Genomic DNA, 23,273 nt, shown 5'->3' with positions numbered 1-23,273 from the left:
AGCCGGTCCGCGGGGAGCGTGTCCACCCGCGAACCGGCTATGTCGAGGGGTGCTTTATCCCCAGCAGATGTCGCTGGCTGCAGCGGCGTCGATGGATTCGAGGCCGTCCTGCGCCTCGTTGGTGACCAGGGCGACGCCCGTGTCGAAGAATTCCTTGCCGTCGGTCGGCTTGGGTGCTTCGCCGGTTTCGACCAGTTCGGCGATTGCCTGTACACCGAGTTCGGCCATCTTGACGGGGTACTGCTGGCTGGTGGCGTCGATGATGCCCTCGTCGACCTGGCCGACTCCTGCGCACCCGCCGTCGACGGAGACGACGATGACGTCTTCCTTGCCGGCTGCCTTGAAGGCTTCGTATGCGCCGTAGGCGGCTGGTTCGTTGATGGTGTAGACGACGTTGATGTCGGGGTTGGCGCTCAGCAGTGTCTCTGCTGCCGTGCGGCCGCCGTCCTCGGCTCCCTGGGAGGCTTCGTTACCGACGATCTCGTACTCACCACCGCTGTAGGAACCGGTCTTCTCCTCGTCCCCGTTCTTCTCGGCGTCGGCAGTGTCGATACCCATCCCATCCAGGAAGCCCTGGTCACGGTTGTAGTCGACGGAGACGATCTTGTCGTCGAACAGATCGATCATGGCGATGGTGGCTTTTTCGCCCGCCAGCTTCGCTGCAGTCCACTTGCCGATCTCCTGGCCTGCGACGAAGTTGTCGGTCGCGAAGGTGATGTCTGCGGCCTCGGGTTCTGAGGGCGGGGTGTCCAGGGCGATCACGAACAGGCCGGCGTCCCGGGCCTTGGCCAACGCGTCCTCGACTGCCGGGCCGTTGGGCGTGATGAGGATCCCGGCGTCGCCCTTGGAGATCGCGTTCTCGATGGCCTGGATCTGGGTGTCCTCGTCACCGTCCTCCTCACCGGCGGCGACGGTGAGCTCCACGCCCTCGGCGTCAGCCGCGGCCTCAGCGCCTTCCTGCATGGCGACGAAGAACGGGTTGGTCGTGGTCTTGACGATCAGCGAGACGCCGATCGGCCCGTCAGCCGATCCCGACGCTGCACCGTCGCCGGACGAAGAGGACGACTCTCCCCCACCGCATGCGGTGAGGGCCAGAAGCGAAAGTGTCACGATCGAGCCCGCTGTCGTCATACGCCGGCGGAACGAGGGGGATGGATGGGACGTCATGCGATTCATCCTTGAATCTCCTTTAGTGGCGGGAGGTCTCCTCCCTGACAACGATGTCATGTCAGGTATAGACTATGATCTGGCTCACAGTCAACCTTTCAGGAACGATGGAGATTAGAACGTGACATCGATGTCAGGCACAGGTTCCCACCAGTCTCCGCGATCACGGCCCACCATGCGCCACGTTGCCGCGCTGGCCGGCGTGGGGATCAAGACGGTTTCCCGCGTCATCAACCAGGAACCGAACGTCTCGGCCGCGACGATCGCGAAGGTGATGGATGCTGCGCGGTCACTGGACTACCACCCCGACGAACAGGCCGGGAACCTGCGGCGGGCAGACGGACGCACGCGCACCCTGGGCCTGCTGGTGAGCAGCGTCGACAACCCCTTTGCCGGAGCCATGCATCGCGCCATCGAGGATCTGGCGCTGGAGCGTGGCATCGCCGTTTTCGCCTCCAGCCTGGACGATGACCCTGAGCGTGAACAGGCGTCGGTGGCCGCCTTCCTCCGGCGGCGGGTGGATGGCCTCATCCTCACCACCATTTCACGCGACCAGTCATACCTGGCCTCCGAGATGCGGCACGGGACCCCCATCGTCTTCGTCGACCGCGAACCGGCGGGCATCACCGGGGACTGCGTCGTGAGTGACAACCGTGAAGGTGCGATGACGGCTACCAATCACTTGCTCGACCATGGCCATCGACGCATCGCCTACCTGGGAGACCGCAGTGACATCTACACGGCGGCGCAGCGGCGCAGCGGTTTCTTCGATGCTCTCGGGCGGGCAGGGGTGCCGACCGGTGACATCCCGGTCATCGAGAATCTGCATGATGAACATTCGGCAGCGCAGGCAATGCTCGCTCTGCTGGACTCCCCCACGCCACCCACGGCGGTCTTCAGCAGCCAGAACCTGGTGACCATCGGTGCAATTCGGGCACTGAGGTCCCGCCAGGCACACCGACGCACAGCCCTTGTGGGCTTCGACGACTTTCAACTCTCGGACCTGCTCGATCCAGGAGTCACCGTCGTGGCCCAGAACCCGGAGGACATCGGCCGTACCGCTGCTCAGCGCCTCATCGGCCGGCTCGACGGAGAAGTGGCACCGCCGCGCACCTGCATCATCCCGACCACCCTCATCGTCCGTGGCAGTGGTGAAATCTCCCCCGCTCAGCGCTGAGCACGACAGAAAGAACCACAATGACAGCCCAGACCACCCGCAGCGTCGTCGTGATCGGCGACGCCCTCATCGACGAACTGCGCGAACCATCCGGATCCCAATCCTTTCCCGGCGGGGCAGCACTGAACGTAGCTGTCGGACTGACCCTGCTCGGCGTCCCCGCGACCCTCGTCGCCATGGTCGGTGACGACGCCGACGGCCGACGCATCAAGGACTTCCTCGACCATCACGACGTGGAGCTTCTGGCAACACCCGCACCCCATGGCACCGCGCGCGCCGTATCCGACCGCACGAACGGCGAACCCCGGTACGTCTTCAACCAGGCCGCCCGGCATCGAACCCTCGTGTATCAGGGCGTTCACAGGGCAGCAGTGGAACGGGCGACGCTCGTCGCCGTCAGCTGCTTCCCCTTCGACAACCAGAGCGAGGTCGACGCCCTCACCGCACTGATCGAGCAACCGGAGCGCCGCCTCGTGGTCGATCCCAATCCCCGATCAGGGATGCTGGCCGACAGGGATCTGTTCCTGGCCAACTTCACAGCTGTAGCGACACGGAGCCTTCTCAGCAAAGTCGGCGACGACGACGCCAGGCTTCTCGCCGACGAGGACCTCCATACTTTCAGCCGGCGCCTCCTCGATGCCGGAGCGCCGACCGTCCTCGCCACCGCGGGGCCCGAGGGAGCGTCGATCCTGCACGCCCTGCATCCTGAGGTCCACCAACCCGTGGCAGATCTCCCTGGACGCATCGTCGACACCATGGGCGCCGGTGACGCAACCCTGTCCTCGGTCCTTTCGACTCTCGCCCGACACGGGATGCCCGAGACATCCGCAGCAATGGACACCGCGCTGGCTGAAGCAATGCTCATCGCAGCCGCCACCTGCCGCACACACGGTGCCCTGCTGCAACGCCCGGAGGCATACGAAAGCCGCGGTGCTCCGGTGCCTGCGACCCCTGCAACTGCGGGCAGCTGAAGCGGAAGACAAACGCTCTTGAATTGTCCGCCGGACAGTGCGTAGCATCACGATCACAAATTGACAACGTTGTCAGTCCAGCTGACACGCGCAATGAAGGGCGTACCTAGACCATGAAGTCCGGAACCCGCAGCCACACCCTTACTGCTGGAGTGATTGCCGCTCTGGCGGCCTCGCTCCTTGCCGCCAGCGCCCCAGCCCTGGCCGAAGAAGCACCTGTCGATCCCGCAACCCAGCAGTACCGTCCGTTCATCCACTTCAGTCCCGAGAAGAACTGGATGAACGATCCCAACGGGATGGTGTACTACAAGGGCGAATACCACCTGTTCTTCCAGCACAATCCCTTCGGTACGACCTGGGGAAACATGAGCTGGGGACACGCCACCTCCACGGATCTCCTGCAGTGGGAAGAGCAGCCCCTGGCCATCCCCCAGACCGTCAACACCGAGGGCGTCGCGATCGAAGACATCTTCTCGGGCTCGATCGTGGTCGATGAGACCAATTCATCCGGGTTCGGCACGGCAGAGGATCCGCCACTCGTTGCCGTCTACACCAGTGCCTACACGGGTGCGCACCCGACCCTGGCTGGTCGCCAGGCCCAGTCCCTCGCCTACAGCACTGATGAGGGCCAGACCTGGACGAAGTACGAGGGAAATCCGGTCCTGGATCGGAACTCCGCGAACTTCCGGGATCCCAAGGTGTTCCGCTACGACGGTCCCGCCGGGTCGTACTGGGTGATGACGACGGTCGAGGCCGCCGACCACAAGGTCGTCCTCTACAAGAGCGACAACCTCAAGGACTGGACCCACCTCAGCGATTTCGGACCCGCGAACTCCACAGCAGGTATCTGGGAATGCCCCGACCTCTTCCCCATTGCGGTGGATGGCGACCCCAACACCATCAAATGGGTGATGGTCGTCAACCTCAACCCAGGAGCTGTCGCAGGAGGAAGCGGCGGACAGTACTTCGTGGGCGACTTCGACGGCACCACCTTCACCTCCGACACCACCGAACCGGTGGACTCCATCCCCGACGGGACGACCTTCGCCGGCTTCGACGACGGAACGTACAACGGCTGGACCGCCGACAACGAACCCGGCAACTGGAAGAACGGCCCCTGGTCCGACACCCCGGCCCCGGGGGCACTCCCAGGACAGCTGACCGTCTCCGGATACAGCAGGGCAGGGCTGATCAACGGATTCAACGACGGCGACTGGCCCGTCGGGACCATCGAGTCCCCCACCTTCACCGTCGGCAGCCAGGACCACATCAACTTCCTCGTCGGCGGCGGCAACCACCCCCACGTACCCGGCGGCCAGCTCGAGAACGATCCAGCACCTGGCACCCTTCTCTTCAACGGCTTCGAATACGCCCAAGGCACCCTGACCGACCAGGGGTGGTCCATCGACGGCGACTTCGAAGCAGCCCGCAACCCATCCACGGCCGGCGGCGAGAACTCCATCGGCACCGGCCGCATCAACACCTTCGAAGCCGGCCCCAACGGCGACAACAACGTCGGGACACTCACGTCGCCCGAGTTCACCATCGACACCTCGAACCTGAGCTTCCTCGTCGGCGGCGGACGACGCACCGACGGAACCCTGCAGGCCGAACTGGTCATCGATGGGCAAGTCGTCCACACCGCCACCGGAAAGAACTCCGGATCACTCAACTGGGAGAACTGGGATGTCAGCGCCTACCTGGGCAAGCAGGCCACCCTGAGGATCGTGGACAACGCCTCCGGAGGATGGGGCCACCTCACCTTCGACCACGTCGTACTCGGCGACGAACCCGCCCAGATCCGCAGTGACGAGACCTCCGTCAACCTCGTCGTGGACGGAGAAGTCGTCCGCACGGCGACCGGCAACAACAGCGAAACCCTCGACTGGACGAGCTGGAACGTCAGCGAGTTCGAGGGACGGGAAGCCAGCATCAAGGTCGTCGACAACAACCGCGGAGGCTGGGGCCACATCCTCGCGGACGAGTTCATGTTTTCCGACGAACCGGCCACGAGCCGCCTTGAGAACTACGACTGGCTCGACTGGGGCAAGGACTACTACGCAGCCGTCTCCTTCAGCAACGTCCCCGACAACAAGAGGATCATGCTCGGCTGGATGAGCAACTGGGACTACGCCAACGACATCCCCACCAGCACCTGGCGGAGCTCCATGGCACTCCCCCGCGAAGTGAGCCTGACCGAAACCGCAGACGGCCCCCGCCTCGTGCAGAAAGTCGTCGACCAGATCGACATCCTCCGCGAAGACGACGCCGCCTACACCACGGGCCCCCGAAAGATCGCGGAGGGCACGGAGACACTTCCCGTGACAGGCGACGTCGTCCAGGTCGACGCCGTCTTCAGCCCGGGCGACGCCGAGTCCTTCGGACTCAGCGTCCTCGGGGACGGCACCGAAGCCACGAAGATCGGCTTCAACGCCGAGACCAGCAGGCTCTTCGTCGACCGGACCAACTCCGGAAATGAGGGGTTCCACCCCGCGTTCTCATCCATCGAGGACGCCCCCGTCCCGCTGAAAGACGGGCGGGTCGCCATGCGGATCTACGTCGACCGCGCATCCGTCGAAGTCTTCGCCGACGACGGACTGACAACCGTCACCGACCAGGTCTTCCCGAACGCCGGCGCCAACCAGATCGGCCTGTTCTCCCAAGGAGGATCTGCGACGCTCGAGAGCCTGACAGTGACCCCCCTGACCCCGGCCATGTGGCACGGACCAGTACCGCCCAAGTCCGAGGACAAGGCCACCACTGCACCAGGGAAAGCCAAACTGTCCATCGATCACGGTAAGGACAAAGGACCGCACGACGGCAACTACACCGTGAACATGAACCTCGAGGCTGGGGAGAACGGCAGGAGATTCACCCTGTACGAGAACGGTGAGCAGATCCACACCCGGAAGCTCGCCTGGAACACCCCGCAATCACAAAGCGCGGCAGTGGACATCACCAACAGAGCCCCGGGCAAGTACGTGTACACCGGGGTGCTCGAGAACAGCAAGGGAGCAACCGAGACGACCAAGCAGACCGTCGTCGTGCAGAAGCCGAAGAAGTAGCCACGAGTCGAGAGCCGGTGGTCCTCACTGCAGGACTACCGGCTCTCCCTGTGACAGTGCCTGTCCGATGGTCGAATCTTGGTGACAGTCGCTCAATGCTTCCCCCTAAAAGAGTGCACTTGAAGTGCAGTATGATGCACTCATGACGATCGATGCTGCAATGCTTGCGAAGGTGATCGGCGAGCGCGTGAAGGATGAGCGCCTGAACCGACGGCTGACCCTTGATCAACTGGCGGAAGCGACGGGCGTGAGCCGCCGAATGATCGTCAACATCGAACAGGGTGCGAGCAATGCGAGTGTGGGGACACTGCTGAAGATCAGCGATGCCCTGGGTGTGGGGCTGCCGGAGTTGGTGGCACCTCCCAACAGCGCTCCTGTGCTGGTCACCCGGAGCGGCGAAGGGGCTGCTTTGTGGACGGGTGACCTCGGTGGCTCCGGGGTCCTGGTTGCGGGCACCCGCTCACCGGATGTCCTCGAGCTGTGGGACTGGACGCTCGAAGCGCAGGAACAGCACACCAGCGAGGCCCACGCGGCAGGAACGATGGAAGTCCTGCAGGTGCAGCAGGGATCGCTCACGGTCACCGTGGCCGGCGAGCCCGTCGCCCTGGGCGAGGGTGACGCATTGACCTTCGCCGGCGATGTGGACCACAGCTATGTGAACCACGGCGGGACCCCGACACGCTTCACGCTGGCCGTCTTCGAGCCCGGTGTCGGGTTGACCCAGAAGGACGGCACCCATGACTGAGCGACGGCAGCTTCAGGAATTCCTCGACGCGGCCCGCGTCGATACGGCGGTGTCCGCGCTGCGCCCCGACTATCGGGCACTGCTGATCGCCGTCGACGGGCTGGTTCCCGGCCCCGGTGACGCCGGGAGCGAGGCGTTGCTGCGCCGTGCAGAAGCGGTTGCAGGCACCTGGCTGGCGGAGCGACAGGTCACGGACCTCCCTCAGGTCGCATCATGGCGGGAGGCGTACCAGGGCTTCGGCGCGAAGCCGAACCGCACCCGAAACAGCCTCGAGGCGCTCCTGCGGCGCACGCCTTCGGGCCTGCCGCGCGTGAACCGCCTGACGGACATCTACAACGCGGTCTCGGTGCTGCACCGGATCCCCCTCGGCGGCGAGGACCTCACCCGGTACCAGGGTTCCGCCGCCCTCATCCGCGCGACCGGGAACGAGATCTTCGACACCGCCAGCAACGGAGAGACGGTCATCGAGCATCCCGAGCCCGGAGAGGTGGTGTGGAGTGATGACGCCGGCGTGACGTGCCGCCGCTGGAACTGGCGACAGGGACGGCGAACCCAGCTCACGGACTCCACGACATCGGCCCTGTTCATCCTGGATGCGCTGGCACCTCTGACCGATGAGGCCCTGATCGCTGCTGCGGATGACTTGTGCGGCCACCTGAAGCGGCTTGGACCCCAGATCTCGATCGCCCGCCGCCTGATCACCGCCGACACGTCCGGTGCACCCGGTACTACCAGCGCACACGGCCTGCCCAGCGAGAACGGTCGATCATGATCGGCTCACGGGCAGGAGTGTCCGTCCCTCCGTGGGGGCTGGCGGTCACCGCGATGGTGTCGGTGCAGCTCGGGTCCGCGCTGTCCGTGGATCTCATCGGACAGATCGGCGCGGCAGGTACGGCCTGGCTCCGGCTGAGCATGGGCGCGGTGATCTTCCTGATCATCGCGCGACCACCCCTGTCCAGGGTGCGCCGCCCCGACGTGCCCGTGCTCTTCGGGCTCGGGGTGACGACCGGGCTGGTGACCGTCGGGTTCCTGTCCGCACTCGAATACATTCCGCTGGGCACCGCAGTCGCGATCGAGTTCCTCGGTCCACTCACCGTCGCCGCCCTGCGGACCCACTCGGCCCGCGCTCTGGTCTGGCCAGGACTCGCCCTGTGCGGCGTCGCCCTCCTCACCGAGCCCTGGCACGGCGAGGTGAACCTGATCGGTGTCCTGTACGCGGCACTGGCCGCGATCGGATGGGGTATCTACATCATCCTCACCCAGCGGATCGGCGACCGGTTCACGGGCATATCCGCCCTGTCCCTGACCATCCCCGTCGCCGCCCTGACAGCTGCGGTCATCGGGGTCCCACAGGCAGTCGGTCACCTGGACTTCGGCGTCCTCGCAGCAGCTGCGGGCCTGGCCGTCCTGCTGCCGGTACTGCCCTTCGCGCTGGAGATGCTGGCCCTCCGACGCATGACAGCCACCGCCTTCGGAACGCTCATGTCGCTGGAACCCGCGATGGGACTCCTCCTCGGCCTGATCGTCCTTCACCAGCAACCCTCCCCCATCCAGCTCGCCGGGATCCTCCTGGTGGTCCTTGCCGGTGCCGCAGCCCAACGCGGCGGCCGCCGAACCCCGGACGCCGAACCAGCACGCAGCACGCCCGAGCTCGGCCCCACGCGCTAGGCACCTCCGGCACAGGACCTGCCCTGCGTCCGGTACATCATCACGCTTTCCCTCACTTCCCCACCCCCCACCCCCCACCCCCTGGGAGTCCACCCATGTTCACCGGGCTCAGCGCCTTCCCCCTCACACCCATTCACCACGACGCCGTGCACGAAGAATCCTTCATCCGCCTGGTCGAACGCCTTGCGGCAGCTCGGGTCGACTCGATCACGGCACTGGGATCAACCGGCTCGTACGCGTACCTCGATACCGATGAACGGCGCCGTGTCGCCCAACTCGCCGTCGCGCACGCTGCTGGCACCCCGGTCTTCGTCGGTATCGGAGCCCTGCGGACCTCCCATGTCCTGGCCAACGCAACCAACGCGGAGAACGCCGGCGCAGCCGGCCTGCTGCTGGCGCCGATGACCTACCAGCCGCTCACCCCCGATGACGTGTTCGAGCTCTTCCGGGCCGTCACCACACACTCGTCACTGCCCGTGATCGTGTACGACAACCCGGGAACCACTCATTTCACGTTCACCCCGGAGCTCTACGGGAGGATCGCTGCACTGCCTGGCATCGCATCGATCAAGATCCCCGCGGTACCCGCGGACCCCGAGCATGCACGGGAACGGGTCAGGAGCATCAGAGCCGTCATCCCCGATCACGTGAGCATCGGCGTGTCCGGAGACGCCGGCGCAGCTGCCGGCCTGGCCGCCGGATGCGACGCCTGGTACTCGGTCATCGGCGGGACCCTGCCGGTCATCGCCCGGACGATCACCCGGGCAGCCCAGGAGGGCCGGATGTCCGATGCCGCCACCGAATCCCGGCGGCTCACGCCCTTGTGGGATCTGTTCGCCGAGTGCGGGGGAAGCATCAGGGTCGTCGCCGCTATCGCTGAGCAGCTCGGGCTAGCGCCCGCCGCAAGCCTGCCGTTGCCTCTTCAGGGCCTGACCAAGGAGCAGCGTCACCGGGTCACCGAGGTCATCGATGAGCTCGGCCTCGACGAGTAGACACCCAGAAGTGCCACGCCGGGTACCGCGCGGGACAGGCCGACGACACCGTGCGCTGATTCGGTACGTGGTCGCCGCGACGCTGGTGCGCAGCGCCGACGGCGGCGCCGTCGTCGCCATCGTGCTCCTGGCGCATGATCTCGGGATGCCCGGCTGGATCGCGGGGCTCCTCGGGGCGTCGATCACCGCGCCTCACCTCCTCGGACCTTTCATTGCCCGCCGCCTGGACACCGCCCGTGACGGGCGTGCGGTGATCGCGGTGTCCGCGGTCCTCCACGGCGTACTGCTGGGCGCCGCTGCGCTGCTCATGCCGGTCACCTGGGCACTCTGGCCCGCTGTCCTGCTCCTCGTCTCCGGGATGTTCGGGCCGATGCTCACCGGTGGCATCAGTAGCCGCCTGCCGTCCATCGCCGGGGCTGACCAGCACGCCCAGCGCAGGGCGCAAAGCTGGGATGTGGCGACCTATGGTTTCAGCGGCACACTCGGACCGGCCGCAGTGGCGTGGATCGCGGCGGCATCGCACCCCCTGACGGCAACCCTGGTCCTCGCCGCAGCAGCCGTCCTCGGCGCAGGAGCAGTGCTGGCGCTTCCCCGGCAGACCCCGCCGGACCCGGCGGTCGATGTCCCCTCACCTCTACGGACCCTGGCGGGTATCGTGCGATACGGTCCGCTCCGGCGCACCCTGGGCCTGACCGCCACCGTCGCTTTCTCGGTCGCAGCACTTCCGATCCACGCTGTCGCGATCGCCCCGGGGATGGGCGGCGCATCCACGGCCGGTGGACTGGTCGCCGGATACGGCGTGGGAAACCTGCTCGGATCAATAGGCCTGATGCTCCGACCGCTGCGCGGGGACGCCGACCGGCTGATGACCCTGCTGTCCGTCCTCGTCGCCGTCACCTTGGTACTCGTCGCTCTCGGGCAGGACCTCCCGACGTCACTTCTCGCTTTCGGTCTGGCCGGGATCGCCAACGCGCTGTTCTTCGCGGCGACACTCGCCGCGCGCAGCGAATATGCGCCCCGCGCGGCACGCGGGCAGGTTTTTGTCTGGGTCGGCGCCCTCAAGATCGCGGCAGGATCCGCCGGCACGGCCGCCGCCGGTACGATCACAGGTTCCGCCGGCTGGGCACCGCTCGTCCTGGCGGCAGCGCTTACCCTCCTGGCCGCCGGGTTCAGCACGCGAGGACGAACGCGGGCACTCCCCCGATGATCCGGTTGGTTCGTCCCCGTACCGTCGCGGCACGAGCAGTCTTGATCACACTCGAGGAAGGCACCGGCGGGAGCTCCCTCCACCCCTGCCCCACGACGACCCATCGGCGCATCCGTGTAGCCGATCAGCCATCGCCAGCACCGAGCAGGTGGTCCATCCGCCCCAGGACCGGGCGGGTGGAGATCAGCTACTTCTCGGCCCGCAGTTCGTCCTTCTCGATGCCGAGGAGGAGTAGCTTCCCGCTTCGGCGATCGGCCAGGTAGTCGCGCATCTCCCGCTTGATGACGGGGAGCAGGAAGTACACGCCGAGCAGGTTCACGAAGGCGCAGACGAACAGCGCGGCGTCGGCGAAGCTGATGACCTGGCTGAAGGTCAGCACGCACCCGGCCACCGTGAAGAACAGGAAGATGACCTTGTAGGTCAGCTCCGCCACCTTGCCACGACCGAAGAGGTACTCCCAGGCCTTGAGTCCGTAGTAGGACCACGTGATGAGAGTCGAGTAGGCGAACAGGACGACGGCGACGGCCAGGACGATGGGGAACCATGGCAGGACCGTCGCGAATGCGTCCGACGTGAGGATGACGCCATCGGGCGTGTCCCCGCCACCCTGGACCTGATCGATGCCCGCCTGCAGGCTCGGGGCACCGGCGATCACGATCGCGAGGGCGGTCATGGTGCAGATCAGCACGGTGTCCACGAGCGGCTCGTAGAGGGCCACGAAGCCCTCGCTGACCGGACGGCGGGTCTTGACCGCGGAGTGGGCGATGGCTGCCGAGCCGACGCCGGCCTCGTTGGAGAAGGACGCACGCTGGAAGCCGACGATCAGGACGCCGAGGATGCCGCCCGCGATGCCCTGCGGGTTGAATGCGCCGCCGATGATGGCACCGAACGCAGCGGGCACCTGCTCGATGTTCACGATGATGACGAAGAGGCAGGCCAGGACGTAGATGCCACCCATGGCCGGGACGAGCCGGGACGTCGTGGCGCCGATCGACTTGATGCCGCCGAGGATGACGATCGCCACGAAGAACGCGAGCACGACACCGAAGATGAGGGCGGCACCGGCGCTCCCGAGGAACCCGTCCTCGCCACCGGTGACGTTCTGCACCTGGGCGAAGGTCTGGTTGGCCTGGAACATGTTGCCGCCTGCCAGACCGAAGATGAGGATGGCGACGGCGAAGACGCCGGTCAGGATCTTCGCCGGGATGCGGCCCAGCTTCCGGAACGCGATGGGCAGGTACTTGAAGGGACCACCGCTGACGCTGCCGTCCTCGTGGACCTCCCGGTACTTCACGCCGAGCGTGCACTCGGCGAACTTCGTGGCCATGCCGATCAGCCCCGCGCAGATCATCCAGAACGTGGCTCCCGGGCCGCCGAGGGCCATCGCTGCGCCGACACCTGCGATATTGCCGAGGCCGACGGTTCCGGAGAGTGCCGAGGTGAGCGCCTGGAAGTGCGGGACCTCGCCCGGATCGTCCTTGGAGGAGTAGCGTCCGCGAACCACTTCGTAGCCGACCTTCAGGCCGCGGAACTGGGGGACCCCGAAATAGATGGTGCAGACGATGCCGGCAAGGATGAGCCAGGCGACGACGGCGGGGAAGCTGACATCCCCGATGGAGATCGGGAAGAACACGATGCCCGAGAAGATCTCGGTGGGCTTCGCGAAGGCGTTGTTGATCGCCTCGTCGACGGCCGCCAGCCATCCGACGTCTTCGGTCACTGCCCTGGGAAACCCTGCATCGAATGTCATCCGTCAACGAAACCCTGCCTGAAGCGGGAGCGCAATGACAATCGGTCCTGAACCGGAAAATATTCCGATCGTGACGTCCGTGAGTGCGATGAGGCGGAGGAAACCGATTCTCCTCCTCACCCCGGCAGGTGGCCGGCCGCCCGCGCACAGCCCGCACCTGTCCCGACGACGAGCCCCTTTACAGGTAACCGAGAACTTACCTATTATGCTCGCGTGACGGAGATCTATCGGGCGCTGGCCGACGAGACGCGGCGGGCGCTCCTGGATGAACTCCTGGGCCGGGAGAAGCAGACCCTGTTCGAGCTGTGTTCGAAGCTCGCCATGAACCACGGCATCACCCCGTCACGCCAGGCGGTGGCACAACACCTCGACATCCTGGAGGCGGCCGGGCTCGTGCACTCCGAACGCAGTGGCCGCTACCGGTTCCACACCATCGACACCTCGCCACTGGCCGGGATCCTCGACCGCTGGCCGCCCCGGAAGGCAGAATCATGAAACTCGAAGCAGTGAGCATCTTCGTCGACGACCAGCAGCGGGCCCTCGACTTCTACACCCAGCACCTCGGCTTCGCCGTGTCCGCGGACATCCCCATGGGCGAGCACCGCTGGCTCACCGTGATCGATCCCGATCGCCCCGACGGCACGCAGATCTCCCTCGAGCCCAAAGGCCACCCTGCCGCAGGGCCTTTCACCGACGCGCTGGCCGCCGACGGCATCCCGTTCTGCGTCCTCGGGGTCGCGGACGTGCACGCCGAGTACGACAGGCTGACGGCCCTCGGTGTCACCTTCACGCAGCCGCCGACCGTGATGGGCCCTGTCATCGTGGCAGTCCTCGACGACACCGTCGGCAACCTGCTGCAGCTCGCACAACCCACCGGCTGACACGGCAGCCAGGAAGGGCGAGGCACGTGCGCCGCTACTGCTTCCCGTACTTCCGGTGCACGGCCTGCTTGCTCACCCCGAGGCACTGCGCGATCGCCTCCCAGGACAAGCCGGCCTGACGTGCACCACGCACGAGCCCGGCCTCGGCCCGGCCCACCTCGCGGTGCAGTTCGGCAATCGCCTGCAGGGATTCTGCCGGCCCTTTCCCATCCATCGAGCCAACGAGTGTCTTCATCCGCTCCACCTCCATGCGTCAACATTAGTTGACGCATGGAGCTCACTGCAAGAGCTCTCCGATCTGCAGCGCCGGGCGCTACCAGGAATGCGGCGCAGGCCTGCGGGTGCTCGGGAGCGCGTTGTTGAGTCGCCATTCGTGGATCCACTCGGGCAGCACCAGGTCCTCGGGCGGCGCACCGAACGCGGTGACGATCTCCTCGTTGCTCACCGGCCCGGACCCGGAGACCAGGCGTGTGGCGATGAAGGCCCGGGCGTAGATCTCGCCGTCGGCCACTGCCCGCTGCTCGAAGTAGATGGCTCGCTCATCGAGTCCGATGATGCGCGTCTCGATCGCGTAGCGCTGGCCGAGCTGAAGGGACTTACGGAAGCTGATGGTCTCGCCGGCGGCAACCGGGCTCCACCTCCTGCGGCGCATCTGCGCCCACACGCCGCTGCGCACCATGAGATCGAAGCGCCCGAGGTCGAAGACGGAGAAGTACATGCCGTTGTTCATGTGCATCGCGATGTCGATGTCCGTCGGAAGTACGCGCAGGGTCACGCTGCTGGAATCCCAGATGCCGAGGGCAGGCCGCCTGCGCGACAGGAGCAGTTGCAGCATCGTGCGGAAGATCAGGTGCATGACAGCAATATTACTCACCAGTAACATGGGCGACCTCCAGTCGCTCCCCCCTAGACTCGGTGGATGGAGCAGCCCTCACCGCACGCCCTTCCGTTCGGCCGGTACAGGGAACTGCTGGACCAGGAGTACCGCACCCTCTCGAACCTCGTCGGGCCCGCGCTCGACCGCCCGGTGCCGGCCTGCCCAGGCTGGACGGGCGAGGACCTGGTACGCCACACCGCGATCGTCTTCCTGCAGAAGGCGGAGACGATCCGGACGGGCGTGAGGCCGAGCCACGGCTGGCCACCCGTCAGTGTGGGTAGCTTCCCTCCGCAGGCACTCCTCGCCCACTGCTACGCCAGCCTGATCGAGCAGTTCGATGCGCATGAGCCCGGCGACCGCGCCGAGACCTGGGTCCCGGAGGACCAGACGGTCGGCTTCTGGATCCGGCGCCTCACCCATGAGACCGCGATCCACCGCTTCGACCTCGAGGACACGGTCGCGGGCGGCACCACGCCCCTGGACGCCGAGCTGGTACTGGACGGCATCGACGAGGTCCTGACGGTCATGCTGGGGCGCGGACACCCCGATCCGTCGGCCTCGGGGGCGGTGGTACGACTCGAGGCGGGAGGCCACTCCTGGGACATCCGACTCGACCGGCGGCGGGCCGTCGTCGAGCGTGACATCGCCGCGGACGGCCAGGCGACCCTCCGGAGTACGGCGGAACCGCTCCTCCTCTGGCTGTGGGGACGTGCACCCGGGCCAGGACCCGCAGCCATCGAGGGACCCGCGGCCGAACTTCGGGCCCGACTGGCCGCCGCCCTGTAACCGCAATAATTCCTCCGGATAATCGCTTGTCGCCTGCAGGAAGCAACCAGCACAAGGAGCACCATGGCCATCAGCACACAGATCCAGCTCGTCCGGCGCCCGGTCGGCAGTCCTACCGAGGAGGACTTCGCCACCGTGACGGCGGAACTGCCCGCACTCGGCGCGGGTGAGGTCCGGGTCCGCAACGACTACGTGTCCGTCGATCCCTACATGCGCGGGCGCATGAACGACTCCCGGTCGTATGTCCCGCCCTTCGGACTCGGCGAGACGATGACCGGTGGCGCGGTGGGCAGGGTGGTCGAATCCGACTCCGACGCGATGCCCGTGGGCACCGCCGTGCTCCACAGCTACGGCTGGCGCGACCTCGCACAGGGCCCCGCGGCCCACTTCTCGCCCCTGCCGGAGACGGACCTGCCCCTGTCGGTCTTCCTCGGTGCGGCCGGCATGACGGGTCTCACCGCCTACGCCGGACTCAAGCGCGTCGCAGGGCTCGGGGAGGGCGACGTCGTCTTCATCTCCGGAGCGGCCGGCGCCGTCGGCTCGATCGCAGGGCAGGTGGCACGGAAGCTCGGCGCATCGCGCGTCATCGGCTCGGCGGGGTCCGCCGAGAAGGTGGCCCTGCTCAAGAGCCGGTACGGATATGACGAGGCATTCAACTACAAGGACGCGCCGGTGCGGCAGCAGCTGCGCCAGGTCACACCCGACGGCATCGACGTGTACTTCGACAACGTCGGCGGCGACCACCTCGAGGCGGCGCTGGACCGCCTGAACACCGGTGGGCGCGCCGCGCTGTGCGGCGCGATCTCGCAGTACAACGCCACGGAGCGGACGCCGGGACCGGACAACATGGCGAACCTCGTCACGCGGTCCCTCAAGCTCGAGGGCTTCATCGTCGGCCGCCACCAGGACCTGCAGGCCGAGTTCGTCCAGCAGATGACCGGATGGCTGTCGGACGGCAGCGTGGTCTTCGACGAGACCGTGGTGGACGGCATCGGGAACTCCGTGCAGGCTTTTCTCGACATGATGAACGGCGCCAACACCGGCAAGATGCTCGTCCGCGTCTGACAGCACGGGCCTCGCAGCACTCGGACGGCGGGACGGCGGTGGGACGGACCAGGTGACTGCGGCTCGGTCGGCGCGATGGTGGAGCGCGTACTGCTCCGCCCATCCGCGCGGTACCCCGTCGCAGCCCACGGCCGCTTCCCGCCGGTCGAGCCGGCAACGTGCGGGCTAGGCGGTGCCGCCGTCCCGCAGGCTCGCTTCGAGCCTGCGGCGCTGGTCCGCGGGCAGCAGCGCCCGGTACTGGGGGAACTCGGTGAGGAACGCGCGGACCCGCGGGCAGTAGGGGACGACGGCGATGCGCCGCTTGTGCGCGTTCAGCAGGACCTCCCGGACGAGTGCCGGCTCCACGTCGACGGCGTCGAAACGCGGGTCGACGACGGCCTGGATCAGCACCGCGTGTGAGCCCTTCATCTCGTACTTCACGTGGCCCACCATGGTCCCGTCGCTGAAGAGCTCGAACCGCGAGAACAGCGCGTTGTCACGGAAGCCGCTGCGCGCCCTGACCGGGGCGGTGCGGGCCTCGGCCTGCACCTCCCGCCGCTCGATCTCCTCGACCAGCAGCTCGTACCGGTGCAGGGCTTCCATGGGCGGGAAATCGCGGTCGAGCAGGCGGTAGGCCTGGTTGCACAGGACCCGCAGCTGCCGGGTGGACACGACCGTGAGATCGTCGGGAAACTCCGACTCCTCGACCCGGGGAGTCGGACTGGGGGAAATCCTCGGGAACGCACCCCACGCGGACTGCTCCGGCTCGGCAGCCTGGACGGACTGCGGATGGGGATCGACAAAAAGGGAAGTTTCCATGATCAGCTCCACGATGGTGGTTCGATGGCCCGCTGCTAGGCCCTGCCAGAGACTATAGGCCCATTCTTTCGGGATGTGAAATTAAGTACCCTTACTACTTCTCCCCGGAACAGGTCGCCGCCGCACGGCCGGCCTTGAACCGATCTTGAGGATTCCTCCGGCCTACCTTGATCCTTTCGAGACCGAAACGAAATCGTCCCCCTGCCCTCCGAGGTCGGGGACCGCGTGTTGACGACGCCGAGGCCGTCGGTGGAGGCTGGACCGACACCACCCCTCGAGCAGGAGCTCCACCATGGCACTCGCCCCCACCGTCCAGCTGCGCGGCGGCGCGCACCTCCCCCTCCTCGGACTCGGCACCTGGCCGCTCGACGACGACGAGGCGGCGGAGACCGTCAGCCTCGCGATCGACACCGGATACCGGCTCATCGACACGGCGGAGAACTACCGCAACGAGAAGGGCGTGGGTGAGGGCATCCGCCGCTCGGGCGTCGCCCGCGACGAGCTGTTCATCACCACCAAGTTCAACCGCGAGCACCACAGCAAGGACGGCGTCCGACGGGCGCTCGAGGCGAGCGCGGCACTGCTGGGCCTCGACTACGTGGACCTGCTGCTCGTCCACTGGCCCAACCCCGACCAGGGTCGCCATGTCGAGGCAGTGCAGGGCATCGCGGCGCTGATGGAGCAGGGACTCGTACGGGCCGTCGGGACGTCCAACTACAAGCCGGCACACCTGCAGCAGGTTCTCGACGCCGGGATCGTGCCCGACGTGAACCAGATCCAGCTCGACCCCCAGCGGCCCCGCATCGAGGAACGCGCGTTCCACAACGAGCACGGCATCGTGACGGAGTCCTGGAGCCCGCTCGGCCCGGGCAGCGGACTGCTGGACGACGCCGGCGTCGTCGCGATCGCGGAGGCGCACGGCAGGACCCCCGCACAGGTGGTGCTGCGCTGGCACGTCCAGCAGGGCATGGTCGCCATCCCGAAATCGTCCAACCCGGAACGGCTCGCGCAGAACCTCGCCGTCTTCGACTTCGAACTGTCGGGAGAGGAATTGGCCCGCATCTACAGGCTCGACACCGGCGAGGCCGAGATCGTCGATTCGGACACCTTCGGCCACTGAGCCGGGGTCGCCCGTTCTCCTTGACACCGGCCCCGGTCGCCGGGAAAGTGATAAGCACGCTTAGTTCTTCGTGCCGACCGGACCTGCCGATCTGCGCGGGAGCATCGACCGGAAGGAAGATCAGCATGGCGGACGAACCCGGGAATCAGACCCCGAACACCCCCGAGGTCAGTGAGACCGAACTACGCGGGATGACGGTGGACGAGCTCCGCAAGGAGGCCAGGGAGGAGGGACTGCCGGGCACCTCGGGGATGCGGAAGGACGAACTCGTCGATGCGGTGGCCTCGGCCCGGCAGGACTCCACGGACGGCCCGTCCGGGGCCGGCGGCGACCGGTCCCGTTCCGAGGAGGAGGACACCTCCGCGGAGGTGGGTGCCGGCCCGGACGGCGGCCGGATCCGCACAGGATCCGAGACCTCGAAATCGCTGAAGTACTCGCAGGAGATCACCTCGCCCGACGAGGACCCCGAGCGGGAGGGCCGCAGCCTGGCGACGACACACCACGAGGTCATCAAGCAGTGGGCCGAGTCGCGGGACGCCCGTCCAGCGACCGTCGACGGGACGGAACACGGTGACCACCTCGGCGTCCTCCGCTTCGATTTCAACGAGGACACCGACAAGCTGCGCCACGTGAGCTGGGAGGAGTGGTTCCGGACATTCGACGAGCGCCGGCTGAACTTCATCTACCAGGAGCAGCGCAAGGACGGGAAGCAGTCGAACTTCTTCATCCTCGAGAGTCCCGACCGCGAGGACGCCTGACGCACCATCCGGTCCGGGTCGGTCCGCAGGGAAGGGTGACCAGGCATATCCTTGGCCTGGTCACCCTTCCCGCCGCGCATCCCGATGCCCTGAATCGGCGGACACCTCCCACCACCGAGAGGACCCCGCTTGCTCGAGATCGCCGTGATCCTGGCCGCCGGCTTCTGGGCCGGAATGATCAACGTCGTCGTCGGCTCCGGCACCCTGGTCACCTTTCCCACCCTCCTGCTCTTCGGCTACCCGCCGATCGTCGCGAACATCTCCAACAACATCGGCCTGGTGGGCGGCGGTCTGTCCGGATCGTGGGGCTACCGCCGCGAGATCGCCGCGAACAAGCGCCTGCTCCTGCGGCTCCTGCCCCTCTCGGTCCTCGGCGGGCTCGGCGGGGCGCTCCTGCTGCTCGTCCTGCCGGCACAGGCCTTCCAGGCGATCGTGCCCGCCCTCATCATCATCGGACTGGTCATGGTGGCGCTGGCCCCCCGGGTGCAGCGCGCCGCCGCGGCCAAGGCCGCCGAGAGTGCGCCGGACGCGGCGCCGTCCCGCCGTCGTTCCCTGCTCCTCCTCGCGGGGATCGGTGTCCTCGGCCTGTACGGCGGCTATTTCGGTGCGGCGCAGGGCATCCTGATCGTCGGCCTGATGAGCATGGTGACCATCGAGAGCCTGCAGCGCATCAACGCCATCAAGAACGTCCTGACCACCGCCGTCAACAGCGTGGCCGCCGTGACGTTCATGGCCTTCGCCTGGGAGTCGATCAACTGTTCGCTGGTGCTCCTCATCGCCGTCGGCGCCACCCTCGGCGGCTTCCTCGGCGCCCGCGTGGGCCGCAGGCTCTCCCCGCTCGCACTGCGGGCGACCATCCTCGTTCTCGGGACCGCCGCCCTGATCCGCATCGTCTTCTTCGGCTGACACGCCATCGCCCACGAATCCCAGGACCCTCCATGCAACGTTTCGCCTGTGCCGTCTGCTCGGCGCCCCTCTTCTTCGAGAACTCCCGCTGCCTCGCCTGCCGCACGCAGCTCGGCTTCCACCGCGGCGAGCGGGCCATCGCACCGCTCGACGACGACGGCGCCTACCGCGACCTCGAGGGCCAGGTACTCCGTCGCTGCGTCAACCTGAAGCTGTCGGGGTGCACCTGGCTGGTGCGGGAGGAGGGCGACGAATGCTTCAGCTGCAACCTCACGCGGACGCGCCCCGACGACCACGACACCACCGGACTGGCGCAGTTCCTCGACGCCGAGCGGTCCAAGCGCCACCTCATCTACGAGCTCGACGGGCTCGGCCTGCCGATCCGGGACCGGACCGAGGACCCGGACCGCGGCCTCGCCTTCGACCTGCTCTCGAGCGTCGAGGAGAAGGTGGTCATCGGACACCAGAACGGCCTGATCACCATCGACCTCGCGGAGACCGTCGACTCCCACCGCGAGAAGATGCGGGCCAGGCTCGAGGAGCCCTACCGCACCATGCTCGGGCACTTCCGGCACGAGACCGGACACTACTTCGAGGGCACGCTCGTGTTCTCGGATGCCGAGCTGACGGGGAGGGCGCGCGACCTGTTCGGTGACGACCGTGCGAGCTACCAGGACGCCATCAAGCGCCACTACGACGAAGGCGCACCCGAGGGCTGGGAGAACGACCACATCTCGATGTACGCGACCATGCACCCGTACGAGGACTTCGCCGAGACGTTCGCCCACTACCTGCACATCTGCGACACGGTGGACACGGCCCGCAACCATGGACTCGCCTCGGGCCCGGGACCGGACACGACCGAGGACTTCGGGACGGTGGTCCGCGAGACCTGGATCCCGCTCGCCGTGGCCCTCAACCAGGTCAACCGCAGCATGGGCGCCAATGACCTGTACCCGTTCGTCCTACCGCCCGCCGTCGTCGACAAGCTCGACTTCGTGCACAAGCTCCGCGTGCGGGTCGGAGGGACCCCGGTCGGATCGGGGACCGTCCCCGCATAGACGCAGTCGTGCCGGGGGTGGCCGTCGTCCGGAGACGGACTACGGCCAGAGCATGGTCCTGCGCCAGCCCTCCCCGAAGCGGGTGTAGAGCAGCCGCGTATGCCTGCGCTCCTGGTCGGCCTGCCAGAACTCGACGGCGTCGGCGGCGACCGTGTAGACGGTCCAGGTGGTCGAGGCCAGGCCGCCGGCGGCGTCGATCTTCCGCACCTGGTCCTCCACCGCCGCGTCCAGGTCCTCGCGGCCGCCCATCACCGCGCTCTGGCTCCCCGCCAAGACGAGCGCACGCGCCACCGGGTGGCGGCGCTGGAAGTCGGCGTCGTTCTCGTCCGTGCTGCCGACGGAGACGGAACCGCGGATCCTCACCTGCCGCCCGGCGGCCGGCCAGAAGAAGGTCAGCGCCGCCGCGGGATGCGCCGCCAGCTGCCGACCCTTGGGACTGTCGCTGCTGGATGCGACCTGCCAGCCGGCAGCCGTCACGTCCTTCACGATCACGACGCGGGCATCCGGGGTGCCGTCCTCGCCCACCGTCGACAGGGTGACCGCGTGCGGCGCGGCGATACCGTCCTGCACCGCGCGCTCCAGCCACTCCACGAAGAGGTCCACGGGCGAGGAGGGCGCCGCCGAGGGGTCGAAGGGCGGCATCACGTCGGGGAACACGGGTACGCCGCGGACTACGTCGCGGATCCTTCCGGGGTCGGTCATGGCGCCAGCCTAGTTGCACAGCGCCCGCAAGCGCAGGAACACAGCAGGCCGGGGGCAGGACCGCCAGTGCCGGCGGCGGAACCCACGGGGAATGCCGGGCACGGCACGACCGGCATAGAGTCGGAGGATGCCCTCCCACCAGGACCAGTACGTAGGACCCCGCGATCTCACGCGATGGACGACCCCGGTCGGCCGCCTGCTCGTGCGGTGCGTCCGGCCCCTCGCCCGGTGGCTGGGACCGCATGCGGCACTGCTGCTCATCATCGCGATCGGGGGCGGTGTCGCCGCGGCCCTCACCGCGGCATCGGCCGAGGTGTACGAGTCGGTGGTGGAGGCCGACGGCGTCGCAGCCCTCGACCAACCCGCCCTCGACCTCGCCGTGTCGCTGCGGCAGGACTGGCTCAACGCCGCCATCACGGGCTACACGCACATCGGCGGCCCCATCGGCATGCCCATTCTGGCGGTCGCGATCCTGGTGCTGCTCGCCGTGCGCCGCAGGTCCTGGACGCCGATGATCCTGCTACCGGCCGCGGCCTTCGGCTCGCTGCTGATGACCGTCGCCGGCAAGGACGCGATCGGCCGCCTGCGCCCGCCGATCGAACTCGCCGTCCCACCCTACGAGACCTCGCCGTCGTTCCCCAGTGGGCACTCGCTGAACGCCCTGGTGATCGCGGGCATCGTGGCCTACCTGCTCGTCCTGCGGCAGCACCGCAAGCGCACCAGGGCACTGACCATCACCCTCGCCGTCGTGTTCGCTGCGACCATGGGACTCAGCCGCGTGTTCCTCGGCCATCACTGGCTCACCGATGTCCTCGTGGCATGGACCCTCGGCATCGCCTGGCTCGCCGTCGTCATCACTGCGCACCGGCTCCTCCTCACGTTCCGGCTCCACCGGGCGGCGGCGCGTGGCACACCCGCCTGAACCACCCGAGGCGGTTTCCGCCGTCGTCCGGCCCCTTCGGCGGGACGCGCAACGCAACCGCGAAGTGGTCCTCGCGGCGGCGCGACGGATGTTCGCCGAGCACGGGGCCGAGTGCGCATTCGAGGACATCGCCCGGGAGGCCGGGGTGGGAGTGGGCACGGTCTACCGCCGCTTCCCGGACCGCCGGACGCTCATCGAGGCGATCCTCGAACAGCGTGTGGCCGACGTCGCCTCGGTCGGCGCGGATGCCCTCGCCACGGCCGAGCCCTGGGCCGCGGCACGGCTGTTCATCGGATCCACCGCACGCATGCAGCTCGAGGACCGGGGCCTGCGGGAACTGCTGCAGGACTCCGGCTTCGTGTCCGCGGGCCTCGCGATGCTCCGCGAGCGCATCGCACCCGTCGCGGCGGAGCTTGCCCGACGGCTCCGGGACGGCGGCGGCGCCCGACAGGACGTCACGGGACAGGACCTGCTGGTCATGATCCGCATGCTCGCCTCCCTCACCCCCGAGGCGGCAGGCCGGCCCGCAACTGCAGCTACCGGCGTCGAGCGGTACCTCGACCTCGTCCTCGGCGGACTCCACCCGCCGCCGGAAGAAACACGTAAGGAGGAATGAACCTTTCCGTTCAGGTACGCCCACTTCCGCTGATGGGTC

General features: G+C 67.5%; 24 protein-coding genes. 18 read left to right on the top strand and 6 right to left on the bottom strand.

Annotation, left to right across the window (positions count from 1 at the left end):
- Positions 1-54: 54 nt before the first annotated feature.
- The gene (locus ACX80U_RS07305; RefSeq protein ID WP_459267942.1) at positions 55-1,167 is read right to left on the bottom strand and encodes a substrate-binding domain-containing protein; all 1,113 of its coding nucleotides are present in this window, start codon (positions 1,165-1,167) and stop codon (positions 55-57) included.
- A 175-nt stretch (positions 1,168-1,342) separates the two neighbouring features.
- On the opposite strand from ACX80U_RS07305, the gene ACX80U_RS07300 reads away from it, so the two are divergent.
- The 8 genes from ACX80U_RS07300 to ACX80U_RS07265 all read left to right on the top strand — a co-directional run bounded on the left by ACX80U_RS07300 (position 1,343) and on the right by ACX80U_RS07265 (position 10,992).
- The gene (locus tag ACX80U_RS07300) at positions 1,343-2,344 is read left to right on the top strand and encodes a LacI family DNA-binding transcriptional regulator (RefSeq protein WP_459267941.1); all 1,002 of its coding nucleotides are present in this window, start codon (positions 1,343-1,345) and stop codon (positions 2,342-2,344) included.
- A gap of 20 nt (positions 2,345-2,364) precedes the next feature.
- Positions 2,365-3,315 (top strand): PfkB family carbohydrate kinase, encoded by a 951-nt coding sequence (locus tag ACX80U_RS07295; RefSeq protein WP_459267940.1) that lies wholly within the window; start codon positions 2,365-2,367, stop codon positions 3,313-3,315.
- A gap of 113 nt (positions 3,316-3,428) precedes the next feature.
- The gene (locus ACX80U_RS07290; RefSeq protein ID WP_459267939.1) at positions 3,429-6,380 is read left to right on the top strand and encodes a GH32 C-terminal domain-containing protein; all 2,952 of its coding nucleotides are present in this window, start codon (positions 3,429-3,431) and stop codon (positions 6,378-6,380) included.
- A 142-nt stretch (positions 6,381-6,522) separates the two neighbouring features.
- Positions 6,523-7,125 (top strand): helix-turn-helix domain-containing protein, encoded by a 603-nt coding sequence (locus tag ACX80U_RS07285; protein WP_459267938.1) that lies wholly within the window; start codon positions 6,523-6,525, stop codon positions 7,123-7,125.
- Positions 7,118-7,897, top strand: coding sequence for a B3/B4 domain-containing protein (locus ACX80U_RS07280; protein WP_459267937.1), 780 nt, complete (start codon positions 7,118-7,120; stop codon positions 7,895-7,897). The genes ACX80U_RS07285 and ACX80U_RS07280 overlap by 8 nt, the downstream gene beginning before the upstream one ends.
- Positions 7,894-8,793, top strand: coding sequence for an EamA family transporter (locus ACX80U_RS07275; protein ID WP_459267936.1), 900 nt, complete (start codon positions 7,894-7,896; stop codon positions 8,791-8,793). The genes ACX80U_RS07280 and ACX80U_RS07275 overlap by 4 nt, the downstream gene beginning before the upstream one ends.
- Before the next feature lie 95 nt (positions 8,794-8,888).
- Positions 8,889-9,785 (top strand): dihydrodipicolinate synthase family protein, encoded by an 897-nt coding sequence (locus ACX80U_RS07270; RefSeq protein ID WP_459267935.1) that lies wholly within the window; start codon positions 8,889-8,891, stop codon positions 9,783-9,785.
- A 67-nt stretch (positions 9,786-9,852) separates the two neighbouring features.
- The gene (locus ACX80U_RS07265; protein ID WP_459267934.1) at positions 9,853-10,992 is read left to right on the top strand and encodes an MFS transporter; all 1,140 of its coding nucleotides are present in this window, start codon (positions 9,853-9,855) and stop codon (positions 10,990-10,992) included.
- 187 nt (positions 10,993-11,179) lie between these two features.
- Here ACX80U_RS07265 and ACX80U_RS07260 read toward each other — a convergent pair whose 3' ends face one another.
- Positions 11,180-12,742, bottom strand: coding sequence for an alanine/glycine:cation symporter family protein (locus tag ACX80U_RS07260; protein WP_208739077.1), 1,563 nt, complete (start codon positions 12,740-12,742; stop codon positions 11,180-11,182).
- A gap of 213 nt (positions 12,743-12,955) precedes the next feature.
- Between ACX80U_RS07260 and ACX80U_RS07255 the strand changes: the two genes are divergently transcribed.
- A complete protein-coding gene (locus ACX80U_RS07255; protein ID WP_459267933.1) occupies positions 12,956-13,237 on the top strand; it encodes an ArsR/SmtB family transcription factor in 282 nt (93 codons plus the stop codon).
- The gene (locus ACX80U_RS07250; protein ID WP_459267932.1) at positions 13,234-13,623 is read left to right on the top strand and encodes a VOC family protein; all 390 of its coding nucleotides are present in this window, start codon (positions 13,234-13,236) and stop codon (positions 13,621-13,623) included. Before ACX80U_RS07255 ends, ACX80U_RS07250 begins: the two co-directional genes overlap by 4 nt.
- 34 nt (positions 13,624-13,657) lie before the next feature.
- On the opposite strand, the gene ACX80U_RS07245 is transcribed toward ACX80U_RS07250, so the two are convergent.
- Entirely contained in the window at positions 13,658-13,873 is a 216-nt protein-coding gene (locus tag ACX80U_RS07245; RefSeq protein ID WP_133081428.1) for an AsnC family protein, read from the bottom strand.
- 63 nt (positions 13,874-13,936) lie between these two features.
- Entirely contained in the window at positions 13,937-14,479 is a 543-nt protein-coding gene (locus ACX80U_RS07240) for an acyl-CoA thioesterase (protein WP_459267931.1), read from the bottom strand.
- 63 nt (positions 14,480-14,542) lie between these two features.
- Here ACX80U_RS07240 and ACX80U_RS07235 point away from each other — a divergent pair, with 63 nt between their 5' ends.
- Positions 14,543-15,286 carry a maleylpyruvate isomerase family mycothiol-dependent enzyme gene (locus ACX80U_RS07235; protein ID WP_133081430.1) on the top strand — a complete coding sequence of 248 codons (744 nt, stop codon included), beginning with the start codon at positions 14,543-14,545 and terminating at the stop codon, positions 15,284-15,286.
- Between the two features lie 63 nt (positions 15,287-15,349).
- Entirely contained in the window at positions 15,350-16,351 is a 1,002-nt protein-coding gene (locus ACX80U_RS07230; protein ID WP_459267930.1) for an NADP-dependent oxidoreductase, read from the top strand.
- A 165-nt stretch (positions 16,352-16,516) separates the two neighbouring features.
- Here ACX80U_RS07230 and ACX80U_RS07225 read toward each other — a convergent pair whose 3' ends face one another.
- Positions 16,517-17,149 (bottom strand): GNAT family N-acetyltransferase, encoded by a 633-nt coding sequence (locus tag ACX80U_RS07225; protein ID WP_459267929.1) that lies wholly within the window; start codon positions 17,147-17,149, stop codon positions 16,517-16,519.
- Positions 17,150-17,441: 292 nt separating this feature from the next.
- Here ACX80U_RS07225 and ACX80U_RS07220 point away from each other — a divergent pair, with 292 nt between their 5' ends.
- The 4 genes from ACX80U_RS07220 to ACX80U_RS07205 all read left to right on the top strand — a co-directional run bounded on the left by ACX80U_RS07220 (position 17,442) and on the right by ACX80U_RS07205 (position 20,994).
- Positions 17,442-18,269, top strand: coding sequence for an aldo/keto reductase (locus ACX80U_RS07220; RefSeq protein WP_459267928.1), 828 nt, complete (start codon positions 17,442-17,444; stop codon positions 18,267-18,269).
- A 125-nt stretch (positions 18,270-18,394) separates the two neighbouring features.
- Positions 18,395-19,027, top strand: coding sequence for a Rho termination factor N-terminal domain-containing protein (locus tag ACX80U_RS07215; protein ID WP_459267927.1), 633 nt, complete (start codon positions 18,395-18,397; stop codon positions 19,025-19,027).
- A 129-nt stretch (positions 19,028-19,156) separates the two neighbouring features.
- Positions 19,157-19,933, top strand: a complete 777-nt coding sequence (locus ACX80U_RS07210; RefSeq protein ID WP_459267926.1) for a sulfite exporter TauE/SafE family protein — start codon at positions 19,157-19,159, stop codon at positions 19,931-19,933.
- Between the two features lie 32 nt (positions 19,934-19,965).
- On the top strand, positions 19,966-20,994 hold the full coding sequence (locus tag ACX80U_RS07205) for a zinc-binding metallopeptidase family protein (protein WP_208739914.1): 1,029 nt from the start codon (positions 19,966-19,968) through the stop codon (positions 20,992-20,994).
- A gap of 39 nt (positions 20,995-21,033) precedes the next feature.
- Here the strand turns inward: ACX80U_RS07205 and ACX80U_RS07200 are convergent, their stop codons facing one another.
- Positions 21,034-21,696 (bottom strand): pyridoxine/pyridoxamine 5'-phosphate oxidase, encoded by a 663-nt coding sequence (locus ACX80U_RS07200; RefSeq protein ID WP_459267925.1) that lies wholly within the window; start codon positions 21,694-21,696, stop codon positions 21,034-21,036.
- Between the two features lie 127 nt (positions 21,697-21,823).
- Here ACX80U_RS07200 and ACX80U_RS07195 point away from each other — a divergent pair, with 127 nt between their 5' ends.
- Complete coding sequence (locus tag ACX80U_RS07195; RefSeq protein WP_459267924.1) at positions 21,824-22,618, top strand: phosphatase PAP2 family protein; 795 nt, start codon at positions 21,824-21,826, stop codon at positions 22,616-22,618.
- Positions 22,602-23,234 (top strand): TetR/AcrR family transcriptional regulator, encoded by a 633-nt coding sequence (locus ACX80U_RS07190; RefSeq protein ID WP_459267923.1) that lies wholly within the window; start codon positions 22,602-22,604, stop codon positions 23,232-23,234. The genes ACX80U_RS07195 and ACX80U_RS07190 overlap by 17 nt, the downstream gene beginning before the upstream one ends.
- Positions 23,235-23,273: the final 39 nt, after the last annotated feature.

The sequence above is a fragment of the Arthrobacter sp. TmT3-37 genome, from assembly GCF_054510835.1.
Note: the sequence above shows the minus strand (reverse complement) of the source record. Positions and strands in the feature narration are given on the sequence as shown.

Coding starts and splice junctions, on each gene's coding strand:
- ACX80U_RS07275 (WP_459267936.1), top strand. CDS start 7,894: ATGATCGGCTCACGGGCAGGAGTGTCCGTCCCTCCGTGGGGGCTGGCG.
- ACX80U_RS07290 (WP_459267939.1), top strand. CDS start 3,429: ATGAAGTCCGGAACCCGCAGCCACACCCTTACTGCTGGAGTGATTGCC.
- ACX80U_RS07240 (WP_459267931.1), bottom strand. CDS start 14,479: ATGCACCTGATCTTCCGCACGATGCTGCAACTGCTCCTGTCGCGCAGG.
- ACX80U_RS07260 (WP_208739077.1), bottom strand. CDS start 12,742: ATGACATTCGATGCAGGGTTTCCCAGGGCAGTGACCGAAGACGTCGGA.
- ACX80U_RS07295 (WP_459267940.1), top strand. CDS start 2,365: ATGACAGCCCAGACCACCCGCAGCGTCGTCGTGATCGGCGACGCCCTC.
- ACX80U_RS07285 (WP_459267938.1), top strand. CDS start 6,523: ATGACGATCGATGCTGCAATGCTTGCGAAGGTGATCGGCGAGCGCGTG.
- ACX80U_RS07235 (WP_133081430.1), top strand. CDS start 14,543: ATGGAGCAGCCCTCACCGCACGCCCTTCCGTTCGGCCGGTACAGGGAA.
- ACX80U_RS07300 (WP_459267941.1), top strand. CDS start 1,343: ATGCGCCACGTTGCCGCGCTGGCCGGCGTGGGGATCAAGACGGTTTCC.
- ACX80U_RS07195 (WP_459267924.1), top strand. CDS start 21,824: ATGCCCTCCCACCAGGACCAGTACGTAGGACCCCGCGATCTCACGCGA.
- ACX80U_RS07280 (WP_459267937.1), top strand. CDS start 7,118: ATGACTGAGCGACGGCAGCTTCAGGAATTCCTCGACGCGGCCCGCGTC.
- ACX80U_RS07305 (WP_459267942.1), bottom strand. CDS start 1,167: ATGACGTCCCATCCATCCCCCTCGTTCCGCCGGCGTATGACGACAGCG.
- ACX80U_RS07215 (WP_459267927.1), top strand. CDS start 18,395: ATGGCGGACGAACCCGGGAATCAGACCCCGAACACCCCCGAGGTCAGT.
- ACX80U_RS07225 (WP_459267929.1), bottom strand. CDS start 17,149: ATGGAAACTTCCCTTTTTGTCGATCCCCATCCGCAGTCCGTCCAGGCT.
- ACX80U_RS07245 (WP_133081428.1), bottom strand. CDS start 13,873: ATGGAGGTGGAGCGGATGAAGACACTCGTTGGCTCGATGGATGGGAAA.
- ACX80U_RS07230 (WP_459267930.1), top strand. CDS start 15,350: ATGGCCATCAGCACACAGATCCAGCTCGTCCGGCGCCCGGTCGGCAGT.
- ACX80U_RS07200 (WP_459267925.1), bottom strand. CDS start 21,696: ATGACCGACCCCGGAAGGATCCGCGACGTAGTCCGCGGCGTACCCGTG.
- ACX80U_RS07220 (WP_459267928.1), top strand. CDS start 17,442: ATGGCACTCGCCCCCACCGTCCAGCTGCGCGGCGGCGCGCACCTCCCC.
- ACX80U_RS07250 (WP_459267932.1), top strand. CDS start 13,234: ATGAAACTCGAAGCAGTGAGCATCTTCGTCGACGACCAGCAGCGGGCC.
- ACX80U_RS07270 (WP_459267935.1), top strand. CDS start 8,889: ATGTTCACCGGGCTCAGCGCCTTCCCCCTCACACCCATTCACCACGAC.
- ACX80U_RS07205 (WP_208739914.1), top strand. CDS start 19,966: ATGCAACGTTTCGCCTGTGCCGTCTGCTCGGCGCCCCTCTTCTTCGAG.